The sequence below is a fragment of the Protofrankia sp. Cj5 genome, from assembly GCF_917627405.1.
In the GTDB taxonomy this organism is placed as follows: domain Bacteria; phylum Actinomycetota; class Actinomycetes; order Frankiales; family Frankiaceae; genus Protofrankia.
In genome coordinates this window covers 1-12109 of record NZ_CAKJTO010000126.1, presented here as the reverse complement: position 1 = coordinate 12109, position 12109 = coordinate 1, and the positions used below count along the sequence as shown (strand labels likewise).

The following is a 12109-nucleotide window of genomic DNA, read 5'->3' as shown; positions in this document are numbered from 1 at the left end:
GGGGGCGAAGGGCATGTAGAAGTCGGGCAGCCTGGTCTGCCCGACGACCTGGTACGGGATGTGCGTGAAGCTGCTCAGCCGCCGCGGCGCGGTCGAGAGCAGCGACGAGACGATGCGCGCCCCTGATGTCCCAAGACCCGCCGGGCCATCGAGCACACCGGCCGCGGCCGGGGAGCCGCCCTTCATGTATCGGCTCGACCGCAGGTGCCATTCGTGCCCGCCCGACTGCCAGTCCTGTAGCCCTTTCACATAGGCAAGAACGTCCGCCCTGGCCCGCGGGTGAACGCCCCGCTCCTCGAAGAGCGGGGGTAACTCGGTGAACGTCGTGTGCTCGAACTGATGCAACCGGGACGTCATCAGGTCGTTCACGAGATTGGCGGCGGTCTGGGTGTCGCAGCCGAGGAATCGTTCGACAACCAGCACGCTGTTGCTGAGCTCGCCCTCGTCCTCGACCTCGCGCTGGTAGGAGAACAGATCGTTACGCAGGTGCACGCTGTCGGCGAACGTGTCCCTGAGTACCTGCATCGGCCGGGTCGCGGCGATCTCGGCGGGCACCTCGGCACCCGCGGCATGTTCGACCAGATTCGCCGACCAGGGTGCTCCGCCGACCTTGCGTCGCATCTCGATGTATTCGACGGGGTTGGCGATCCTGTCCGCACTGATGTTGGCGAGTTCCCACAGGGATTCATCCAGCAGGTTCGCGGTGCTGTTCGCGAACCGACACCGCCAGTCCGGTGACCGCGCCGGGACGGTACGGGCCCACAGATCGGCAAGGCCGCGTTCCACCGGATTGTCCGGTGTCTCAGTGATCTCCCCGGTCACGGGCATGAAAGCCCGCAGCCGATCGAGATAATCCCGGGCGCCGGCCGTGTCCCGAGTCCGCTTGTAAAGCTCTAGAAAATGATCGTCAAAATAGAACACCCAGACATACCAGTCGGTCACCAGATCAAGGTCCGGCCCGGTCGCGTCCGGATGGGTGTACGCGCACAGCAGGGCGTAGTCATGTGCGTCGAAATCGTCCGCGGACCAGATCACGGTGCCGTGCTGCGGTACGTCAATCATGTCCATCTCGTAGGCCCATGCCTTGCTGTGCCCGCGAGCTCTCGCCAGGTTCGGGTTCAGCCGTGCCGGATAGGGGACATAGAACTCTGGTAGCTCGAACGGCGGCGTTCGCCGAGCGTCCCCGGGATCTCCCACTAGTCGCGGGGCCCGGCGATGTCAACATCCTCCAGGATGCCGAGAGCGTCCGGCACGAGGACCGCCGCCGAATAGTAGGTGCTGACAAGGTAAGAGATGATCGCCTTTTCGTTGATTCCCATGAATCGGACGGACAGGCCCGGTTGGTATTCGTCCGGGATGCCGGTCTGGTGCAGGCCGATGACGCCCTGGTTGTCCTCGCCGGTGCGCAGCACGAGTATGGAGGTGGTGTGCCTGTCAGTGATGGGAATCTTGTTACAGGGCAGGATGGGCACACCACGCCAGGCGGGCACCCCGTGGCCGTCGATATCGGCACCGGTCGGGTAGATGCCGCGGCGGTTGCATTCCCGGCCGAACGCGGCGATGGCTCGCGGGTGCGCCAGGATGAACCGGGAATCACGCCGTCTGCTGAGCAGTTCGTCGAGGTCGTCGGGGGTCGGCGGACCGAAGTGGGTGTGGATGCGCTGCTTGCGGTCGGCATTGTGCAGCAAGCCGAATTCCCGGTTGTTGATCAGTTCGTTTTCCTGGCGCTCCCGCAGCGCCTCGATCGTCAACCGGAGCTGTTGCTCGAGCTGGTTTATCGGTTCGTTGTACAGATCGGCGACCCGGCTGTGCACCCGCAACACCGTCTGGGCGACACTCAGTTCGTATTCGCGGGGCGCGAGTTCATAATCGACGAACGTCCCCGGCAGCTCGGGCTCCCCGGTATGCCCCGCCGCCAGCGCGATCGACGCTTCGCCATACTTGTTCTGGGGGACTTCCGAACGGCTCTGGAACGCCTCGATCTGTGCCCGCAGCTCCGCGGACTGGTCAACCAGCTCCTGGAACGCCTGCTGTGAGAGTGCCAGCACGGTGCACCCGGTCACGGCCCTGACCGTGAACTCCCAGCTGCCCCGCGGCCCCGCCAGAACCTGATCGCCAAAATAGTCGCCGTCGGCCAGCACGCCCAGCACGGCCTCGTCACCGTACTTTCCGGTACCGAGTTTGTGCACCTTCCCGTGCGCGATGAGGAACACCTGGTCGGCCGGCTGGCCCGATTCCACGATCACGTCACCGGGAGCGAACTCCCGCTGAACAAACCGGTCCGCCAGCGCGCGCAACACCGTCTCGTCGTCAAACCCGCGCAACAGCGGCAACTCGCCGAGCTCCCGGGGGATAACCCGGACATCGGCCCCGGTCGAGACAAACGTGATGACGCCGTCCCCCACCAGATAACTGAGCCGACGGTTGACCCGGTACACGCCACCCGCCACCTGCACCCACGGCAGTATCCGCAACAACCAGCGCGAGGAGATTTCCTGCATCTGGGGCACGGATTTGGTGACCGTCGCCAGATTACGCGCGGCCGCCGTACCCAGGCTCAGCTGCGGGCTGTCCGCCGCGTCGACACCCGAACCAACCAGTTCCGTCATAATCTACACCACCGATTTCTCGTCGTATAAGTCTTATTAGTCGCAGCAGTCGTATCAGCGGAAAACGGCACACGTACCGTCGCGGAATAGCTGTACCAATATGTCGCCGCGAACTGGATCGCCCGGCCGAAAAGGGCTTTTACTTTCAGGCCGGCGCCCCGGCGGGCCACCTTGAACAAGGCCGATAGAACGGCCGATAAAACGGCTGGCGCTGACCGGAGGCCGCCGCATCCCCTCCCCAACGTTTCGCTTGTTGCAGGCAGAGTTCCTTCCCACGTCGCGTTGCATGCGACGCGTCCACCTACGCACCCCCGGCGCGAGTTGTGGTTCGTGTGACCGAGCGAAGCTTCCCGTAGCGGTCATGGCACCGGCAAGGCCTTCCGCGTGTCACTCCCGCATGGCCCACTGTGATGGTCCGAGCTGGCCCGAACTGAATCGATCTTTGATCACAGCATGTCAGTGCCGCCCCAGCGCGGAAACCTTCTCCATTACATTTTGTAACCGCGGGAGCTCCGCCTGTCGGCCTCCGCGACGCCGGTGGCACACACATTTCCCGGCGCTGCCTTCCCCGAGGCGGCACGCGCCCACATCCCATACACGGCATGCCGAGCCACGAACGCTCAAGGAACGGCCCCGACCTCCGGTGACCTCGTCGCCCGGCCGGCGCCCCGGTCGCTCACGGCCGCTCCGCGCCGCCCTGTGCCGCCCCTGAATCCTTCGTCAACCCGAACGCTCCGCGACGGACGTCTATCACAGAACGTGAGGAGTGGTCACATCCACCTAGCCAAAAATGACCAGTTACCGATGTCCAGAGAAGGCGACACCAGCCACGGAGCCACGGAGCCACAGCCGAACTACCGGCGATCCGCCCAGGAGGCTGCGGGGGGATCGCGTCAGAACCCGGCGGCGATGCGGGCGAGCCTACGGCCGACCTTGAGGTAGTACTCGCCGGCCCGGCCATGGAGCTTGTCCTTGAGCACGGTCGCGAGCGGTTCGCGGGCCTCGTCCGCGGTGAGCCGGAGCTGGTCCTGAACGCCCGCGGATTCGACGACGAGCCGCAGGCCGTCCTGCTGGGCGACCCGACGGACGTCGCCGTTGCTCTTGGCGAAGCCGAGCGCCCTGACCGCATCGGTGATCGACTGCCCCAGATCCGTGATGGTTGGCAGGTCGTCAACCTCACCGAAGACGCGCCTGGAAAAACGCGCGGCAAACTCCTCGCGCGCCTTCATGGCCGCCTCGACACCGTGGACAGCCGCGGTGACCTCCCCCGCGAGGATCTTCTTCAGATCCATCGGATGCAGCGACCCGGCGGCCAGCCGCTCACCGACGATGGCCAGTTCGGAGTCCCGCCACTCGCTCAGTGCCCGGAAGTACGGCTCCACCAACCGGTCGGGCACCGACATGATCTTACCGAAGATCTCACCCGCGGGAGCGGCCAGGGGGACGTAGTTGCCCTTGGACTTGGACATCTTCGCCCCGGTGCCATCGGTGCCCTCGATCAGCGCGGTGGCGACCACCAGTTCCGGCGGCTGGCCGCAGATGTGCATGACATGCCTGCACATCTGCATATTGAGGAACTGGTCGATACCGCCGACCTCCAGGTCGCTGGCGATCTCGACCGAGTCCAGCGCCATGACCACCGAGTACAGCAGCTCGGCCAGGGACAGCCCCTGACCGGCGTCCAGGCGCTTGCGGAAGTCGTCGCGCTGCAACGGCATCGAGGCCGGGATCTGGGCGGTGATCTCGATCAGCCTGGGCAGCTTGACGTCCCGCAGCCAGTCGCCGTTGTGGCGGAACTGGGCGCGGGTGAAGTCGAAGAAAGCCGTGACCTGCTCGCGGTAGGTGGCGAGATTGTGGGCGATGTCCTCGTCGGTCAGCGCGGGGCGCTCGTCCGAGCGGCCGGAGGGGTCACCGATCTTGGCGGTCACGTCACCGACGATGAACACCACCTGGTGGCCCATGCGCTGGAACCGGCTCAGGATGAGCATCGGTACCGCGTGGCCTAGGTGGACCTCATGGCCGGTCGGGTCGATGCCGAATTTGGCGATGAACGGCCGCCCCTTCTCCCCGGCCTCGGTGATCCGCGCGGCCAGGGCGTCGACCGAGGGCTGCAGCTCCTGGGAGCGCTCGGCGATCAGCGTGGCCTGCTCGGCCGGGGAGAGATCCGACAGGTCCAGACCGCGGCGCTGCGTGCTCAGGTCCAGCAGTTCACGCACGGTGGCGCCGGCCGCGAGGTCCGCGCCCTCCAGCAGGGCGGTGACGCGGTCAACGGACTGGCTCAATCGGGTCATCAGGGCTCTCCGGGGCGTGGGTGGCATCGCCATCCTATGAAGAACCCGAGGCTGTCTCCGAACGCCCGTCTCGCTCCGGCCGGCCTCAGACTCGACCTCGACCTCGACCTCGACCTCAGGCTCGGGCCCGGCGCCGAGCCCGCCGCGATCCTGGCCGCGTCACTGGGAGCGCGGCGGGGAACTGATCCCGGTGTTCTGGAGGGACCGCACCACCCGCCCGACCTGGTCACCCACCCAGCCGCGCGAGCCGGTGCCCCACGGCCCGCCGAAGGTCAGCACAAGACCTCCGATGAGGCCGGCCGCGGTCACCCGGAAGGCCAGTGCCCGAACGCCCAGGCCCAGGTTGTAGACGACTCGGCCAGCGCCGTTCGCGGCGCGGATCCGGCGTTCGAAGTCACGGCGCTCACCGAACCCGGCCACCAGCAGGCGCCAGCCGGCAACCCGGTCCATGGTGTGATCCGCGGTCGGCTCGGCGGCGGGCCGGCCATCTGGCAGGGCCACCCCGCACCGGCAGAACCGCCGCCCCGCCGGGTTGCGGACGCCGCAGGCACAGCTCACGCCGTCCCGTGTGGCCGCCGGCCCGGCAGCGAGCGGCCCGGAAGAACCCGCGGCGGATCTCGCCGGGACGCCCATGACGACAGGCCCGCCACCGGCTTGTCCCACCCCGGACAGCGTCAACGGTTCGTCGGGACGCACCGGGCGTACCTCGCCACCTCGACCGCCGTCGGCGCGGGCATCATCACGGGCATCGGTGCGGGCCGCGGCCGGCGACCGCTCACCGGTGGCGGTGGCGGTGGCGGTGGGCAGGGGAACAGCACGCAGGCGGTTGGGACGGTTGTCGGCCCCGATCCGGACCCGCCTGCCTGCGGGCGGGTCCGGGGGCGCCGTGCCCAGCCGGGACGGGCCCGCGCCCGCCCGCTCGGGACCAGGGGCACCCGCCGTACCAGTCGCACCGGCCGGATCGGCAGGACGGCCACCGCCAGGACCGCGGCCACGGTCGGGGCTGGGGCTGGGGCTGGGGCTGGGGCGACCTGAGCGGATCGGCCGCGACACAGCAGGTGGTGGGGTACCACCTTCGGGCTGCGGGGCCTCGGGCTGCGGGGCCGGGAGCACGTCGAGGGCGGGGACCGCCGTGTCCTGGGGAGGGCTCCGCCGATCAACGCCGCGCCCGTCCGAGCCGGACCACAGGAACCGGTCACACCCACCGCAGGAGTTCGCGTCGTCGTCGTTGACGTGGTGGCAGCGCGGGCACTCCTTCATCGCTCACTTCCCGTTCAGCCCGGTCCGGTCGTTCTACCAGCACAATCCAGCAGTCGGTTATCCAGGTCAATCGCGCGTCGCGGCGGGCGGCGTTCCCGGCCGCCCCATGCCCTCCCGTGCCAGTGTGTTACGTAGGATGGCGCGGCGGGCTTAAGGTGATGCAGCCAATCACGCCAACCGGAATGCGGAGTAATGGGGGACGCCGACTTCCAACCGGTCGTGCCTGCCCGGGTACGCCGGCCACCGCCGCGCGGTATATGCCGACCACGCCTGACCGACATGGTGGGCCACGCCGCCGGTTACCGGTTGGGCCTGGTCGTCGCGCCGGCCGGCGCGGGCAAGACGACGCTGCTCGCGGAGATCGCGCAGGCGCATGACGGGCCCCTCGCCTGGCTGACCCTCGATGCCCGACTCGGCGAGGCCAAGCCCTTTCTGACGCATCTGCGCACGGCCGTGGGTGACGTCGTGCGGGCCGACTTCGGTGAGTGGACCACGATGGAGAAGGCCCTGGCCGACCTGGAGGCTCGACTTACCGCCCCGCTCCTGCTCGTTCTCGACGATCTGCACACCATCGACGGGCATGCCGTCGAAAACTGCCTCCAGCTGCTCCTCGACTGCCTCCCGACGCGGCTGGCCCTGCTCATCGCGTCCAGGGTGCGGCCCGCGCTGGCCATGGACCGGCTTCGCCTCGCCGGCCAGGTACGCGAGGTGAACGCGGATGAACTGCGGTTTCGCACGTGGGAGGTGGAGGAGCTGTTCCAGCGCTGCCACGGCGTCCGGTTACGGCCCGAGGAGGTCGCCGCGCTGGCCCGTAACACCGGCGGCTGGGCCGCCGGTTTGCAACTGTTCCACCTCGCGACCCAGGGAAGACCCGCGTCCGAACGGGCGAAGCTGTTGGCCGGGCTCGGCGGGACCCGACTGACCAGGGAGTACCTGACGACGCACGTGCTCAACGCGGTCAGCGCTGACGACCGCGACTTCCTCGTGCGGACCAGCGCCTTCGACCAGCTCACCGGGCAACGCTGCGACGCGCTGCTCGACCGGGCCGACAGCGCCGCCCGGCTCGCCGATCTCGAGCGGCGCGGGCTGTTCACCTTCGTCGAGGATGACGGCCGTACCTACCGGTACCACGAGGTGCTGCGGGTCCATCTCCTGGAGCGGCTCGTGATCGACCACGGCGATACCGCGGCGCGTGCGGTGCACCGGAAGGCGGCGCGGCTGTGCGAAGCCGACGGCGCTCTGGGGGACGCGCTGCGTGCCTTCTGCCGCAGCGGCGACTGGGAACAGGTGCACCGCCTGGTCGGCCAGCAGGGCCGCTACCTCGTCGACGAGCCCAGCGGATGGGCCGACCTGTTACCCCCCTCGATCCGTGACTCCGACCCCTGGGTGCTGCTCGCGCTCGCCCGTCGTCTGGTCGCCGAGGGGTCCCTGAACACGGCGCTGCGTACCTATCAGGATGCGGGCAGGAGATTCGGTGTCGAACCACCGGCGCAGGTGGCGCGCGAGACGACAACCGTCGACGAGTGGCTCAATCCCACTCCCCGCCGGCCGACGGCATGGCTGCACATCATGCGCGCCGCGTTCAACGAACCGGCCGCGCACATCCACGGTCCGGCGGACACCCCGCAGCTGCGGCTCGCCCGAGCGGTCGCGGCCCTCGTCGCCGGAGACATCGCCACCGCGAGGCAACGTTTCGATCACCTCATCCAGGCGGGCGGCACCACCCTGATGATCGAAACAGCCGCGCTGCTGGGCCGGGCGATCTGCGCGGTGCTCGGTGCCGAGCCTGACGCACGCATGACCGCGAACGACGCGGTCTGGGCCGCCGAAGCGGCGGACTGTCCGCAGCTGTTCCGCCTCTGCGCCGGTGTGGCCGCGATGTCCACCGGCACGACGTCCACCGGCACGACGTCCACCGGCGCTGCCCCACATGTGGAGCACCTGCGCGGAAGCTGCCGCCGCAGTGACGACCGCTGGGGCGCGGCCCTGCTTGCCCTGCTCGCTGGTCTCGCCGGGCTTGCGCAGCCGAACACCTGGCAGGCTGCGCGCACGGTGCTGGGCACGGCCAGCCGCGAGTGCGCGGACCTGGATGCCCGCGCGCTCGTTGCCTGGGCGGACGCCGGTGCCATGCTGGCGCACCGGTTGGCCGGCCAACCGGCCGACAGCGACAGAGCACGGGCGGTCATCCGCGCGGCCGCGGCGGTCGGCCCGTTGCCCCATGCGCTCGCGCTCATGGGCTCGGCACCGGCACCGGCACCGGCCTCAGGGCAGGCCGCGGGGCCGGCCCGCACCGATCCGCACACGGTCGCGATCACGCTCGCCGACAACGCCGGGGCGGGCACGTGGCTACGGCGTCTGGTGACCAGCCCTGGCTCGCCCGACGTCACGGCACGGCCGCCCGCGGACGAGCAGCCGCCGACGCGGCCGCTGATGCCGCGCCTTGCCGTCCGCTGCCTCGGCGCTCTCGCGCTCGAGCTGGACGGCCGGCCAGTGGACCTCACCGGGGTCCAGCCACGCAACCTGGAGGTGCTGCGGCTGCTCGCGGTGAACGCCAACCGGCTCATGCCGCGGGACCGGCTCATGCATGCGATCTGGCCCGACGCCGGGCCGGCGCAGGCCGGCCACAGCCTCCAGGTGGCGATCAGCGCGATCAGGCGGTTACTGGAGCCGGACACGCCGCGGGGTAAACGCGGCCTGCTGCGCCGGATGGGCAACGGTTACCGGCTTGTCCTCCACGACGACGACGACCTCGACATACACCGGATCAGGCGGCGGCTGCGATGGGCGACAGCCGCCAGGCAGAGCCGGGACACCGCCGCCGAGTACCAGCACATCCTGTCCGCCGTCGACCTCTACACCGCCGAGGTGCTGCCCGAGTGCGACACCCTCGACCTGATCATCGAGGAACGCGCCCTGCTCCGTGACGCGGTCGCCGGTGCGTGCGAACGCGCCGCGGGGATCGCCTCCGGTGACAGAAGGTGCGCGGACGCCGCGCGCCTGGCCGAACGCGGCCTGGAGATCGACCGCTATCGCGACGGCCTGTGGCACCTGCTCGTCACGGCGCTGCGCGGCGGTGGGCACCACGCCGCCGTGACCAACACCGAGGCGCGCTACGCCGCGGTCCTCGCCGAACTCGGTATCGAAGCGGTTGAAGGGGCCGAAGGGGCCACCGGAGCCGAGGCACCCGGCCGATCAGCGACGTAGGTGTTCCACCCGGTGCGGCACGTGCGCCGGCTTGGCCGACGCTACCGCCGCGCTGACAGCGGCCAGGTCGGTGCCTGGCGGCACCCGTACCACCAGGAGGGAATCCGGGCTGCCGGGGAACGCCCCGCGCGCCTGGGGGGAGAAGGCGACCCCGCCGCTGTCGGACACCTCAGGGTCCACTCCGGTGGCCGCCCGCACCGCGGCGGCGATCCCGCGCGGGGTGCCACGCCAGCGCAGTGTCTCAGCCGCGGCGGCCAGGACCTGTCGCACCCGTTCGGCCGGCCACTGGGCGTCGAGCTCGACGCCCAGCCAGCCGGCGAGCCAGGGCAGGAAGTCCGCGGGTGTCAACGCCGGATCGAGATAGGCGTCGATGTTGTCCACCGTCGCGAGGATCGGGGCGAGCACGTCGTCGAAAGCGGCCAGCAGGCCGTGGATGGTGCCCGCTTCCAGCGGCGCCTCGGAAACTCCCCGCAGCAGCACGCCCGGAAGCCCGTCGCGCAAGGGGAACGGCGTGCCCAGTCCTTCGATGGCTCCGCGCATCGCCGGCCCTCAGTCCCGCACCATGTCGATCTGGTGCTCAAAACTGAAGACCAGGCTGGTGGGTGGCAGGTCGATCCGCTCGGTCGGGTCCAGACGCGCTCCGGTCAGCGGGTTTCGCTGGAACAGCACCACCTCATCGACAAGCCCGACCGCCGGCAGCGCCCGCAGGATCCCGAAGATGTCACCGACGTGTACCGACCGCCCGAACGGCCAGCCGGTGGCGTCTGGACCGCCGCTGATCGGGTGCAGGTACCGGTACAGAGCGCGCAGCGCGGCCCGCTCGGCGCCGTCGCGGGTCGCCGTCGGCGCGGGGGCCAGCCGGGCGACGACGGTCGTCCCCACGTAGCTCGGCGGCTCCACACTGACCCGGACACCGACGACGCGGCGATCGTCCAGATAGTTCCTGATCGCCGTGCCCGTCCGCTCCGGCACCACCAGCTGGGTGAGCGCGAGCCGCCCGTCGGCGTCCGAGGATGCCCGCGGGACGAGCAGCACCCGCACCGCGCCGGCGTCCCGGCCGGTGGTTTCGATGACGCATCGGGCTCGGGCGATCTCGGGCGCCGCTTCCCGGGCGAGCGCCTCGAAGTCCGCCGCTGTCACGGCACGCTCGCGGGAGCGCAGCACAAGCGGGCCGCGGGTACACACCTCGTCCACGCTCTCCCCGTCCACGCCTCCGGTGGCGGGCCGGCGGTTGTAGACGGCGGAGACATACGGGATCGACGACCGCAGCATCGTCAGGGCCCGCGCGGTCACGTTGCCCTGGCGACCGCCACCCGTCTGGAACGGCCGGACGCGGATCATCGCGTCCTTGCCGGGCACCGCCCCATACTGGCGCACGCTGCCATCGGCAAGGCGCACCATGGGCCCGAAGCGGACCTCCCCGGTGGTCGCGTCCAGGGTGAAGTGCTGATCCGCCGGACCGCTGTCGGCAAACGACGACACCCGCCGCCAGGCCTGCCAGCCGGTCGAGGAGAACGAGGAGGAGGCTGTATCGGCGGACGCCGCCGGCAGCCCGGCCGGCCGTGCGGTGCCGTCGCCTTCCCGGCGTGGGTCACCGGCGCTGACCTCGATCACGACCGGTTCGGACGTGGTGGGCACCGGTGCGTACGGGAGCCGGAAAGCCTGGCCGGCGACGCCCTCGGAGCGGCCCAGTACCTGGCCGGCGACAAGGGCGCCCTGCACGGCGTCGACGTCACCACCGACCGTCGAGCCGCTCACCGATACGATACGGGGCGACTCACGGTAGGGCTTCGCCCCTCGTCTCCTGGCGTTGTCCGACAGCTCCACGACCCGGCAACGCACCCATGCCGACGATCGTCCGCCGACGCTGCGCAGGGTGTGCGTGCGCGGCAGGTGCAGTTCCACCGTCCCGGTTGCGTTCAGGCCGCTGGTGGTGTCCTGCTCGACGTCACATCGGCGCCACTCGTCGCCGTCCCAGGCCTCCCAGGCCAGCGGCGGTTGCCGCGGGTCGATCCCATGGCCGGCGAGCTCACAGGTGAAACGCAGCAGCACGATGCTGGCCGGAGCCGGTCGGTCGAAGCCGACGTAGAGGGCGTCGCCAGGCTTGGGATGCGGATCGAAGCAGGCAAAACCGTTGCCGCGGCCGAGCGTGGCAGTATGGTCACGCAAGGAGCCGGGTTCCACCATGGAGGCGACCAGGACCGACCTCGCCGGCACGATCTCCAGGTCGTCGACCGTGGTGAACTCGACCGCGGGCTCGGAGGGGGTCCGCCGCGTGGAAACCACCGTCCCCCGTGGTATGCGGACCAGCGAGGGCTGTTGCGCGGCGAGGCGGAACGACACCTCGGCACGCGCCGCGACCGGCGGGAACAGCCCGACACCCAGCAGCTCGAGGAATTTCACATAGTTGCGGTCGGGCACCCGGTTAAGCCGGTAGAGCAGCAGGTCGGTCATCCACGCGAACGTCTCGATCAGAGTCACGCCGGGATCGCTGACGTTGTGGTTGGTCCAGTCCGGGCAGCGGTCCCGGATGAACCGTTTGGCGTCGTCGACCAGCTGCTGGAAGGTACGGTCGTCGAGGTTCGGGGCGGGCAGGCTCACCGTGGGCTCACTCCTGGTCGGGGATCACGTAGAACGGGACGACCAGATTGCGCCGGTCGTAGTGACCCCGCAGCCGGTAGCTGATGTCGATCCACAGCGTCGAGGAAGCCGGATCAGGCCGGACATCCACGTCCTGGATGTCCA

At 69.7% G+C, this 12109-nt stretch carries 6 protein-coding genes and 1 pseudogene; 1 reads left to right on the top strand and 6 read right to left on the bottom strand.

What is annotated here, in order from left to right:
• From MJ777_RS19970 to MJ777_RS19955, 4 genes and pseudogenes are all read right to left on the bottom strand, one after another.
• Window positions 1-1062: pseudogene (locus MJ777_RS19970) on the bottom strand (germacradienol/geosmin synthase); the annotation flags it as partial.
• Window positions 1063-1196: 134 nt separating this feature from the next.
• Window positions 1197-2609, bottom strand: a complete 1413-nt coding sequence (locus MJ777_RS19965) for a family 2B encapsulin nanocompartment shell protein (protein WP_239377431.1) — start codon at window positions 2607-2609, stop codon at window positions 1197-1199.
• A gap of 893 nt (window positions 2610-3502) precedes the next feature.
• The gene (tyrS, locus tag MJ777_RS19960; RefSeq protein ID WP_239377430.1) at window positions 3503-4900 is read right to left on the bottom strand and encodes a tyrosine--tRNA ligase; all 1398 of its coding nucleotides are present in this window, start codon (window positions 4898-4900) and stop codon (window positions 3503-3505) included.
• Between the two features lie 159 nt (window positions 4901-5059).
• On the bottom strand, window positions 5060-6160 hold the full coding sequence (locus tag MJ777_RS19955; RefSeq protein ID WP_239377429.1) for a hypothetical protein: 1101 nt from the start codon (window positions 6158-6160) through the stop codon (window positions 5060-5062).
• A 192-nt stretch (window positions 6161-6352) separates the two neighbouring features.
• Here MJ777_RS19955 and MJ777_RS19950 point away from each other — a divergent pair, with 192 nt between their 5' ends.
• Window positions 6353-9364, top strand: coding sequence for a winged helix-turn-helix domain-containing protein (locus tag MJ777_RS19950; protein WP_239377428.1), 3012 nt, complete (start codon window positions 6353-6355; stop codon window positions 9362-9364).
• Here MJ777_RS19950 and MJ777_RS19945 read toward each other — a convergent pair.
• Together MJ777_RS19945 and MJ777_RS19940 are read right to left on the bottom strand one after the other, a co-directional pair.
• Window positions 9353-9904 carry a phage tail protein gene (locus MJ777_RS19945; protein WP_239377427.1) on the bottom strand — a complete coding sequence of 184 codons (552 nt, stop codon included), beginning with the start codon at window positions 9902-9904 and terminating at the stop codon, window positions 9353-9355. The two genes, MJ777_RS19950 and MJ777_RS19945, sit on opposite strands and share 12 nt — an antisense overlap.
• 9 nt (window positions 9905-9913) lie before the next feature.
• Entirely contained in the window at window positions 9914-11965 is a 2052-nt protein-coding gene (locus MJ777_RS19940) for a putative baseplate assembly protein (RefSeq protein ID WP_239377426.1), read from the bottom strand.
• Between the last annotated feature and the right edge of the window lie 144 nt (window positions 11966-12109).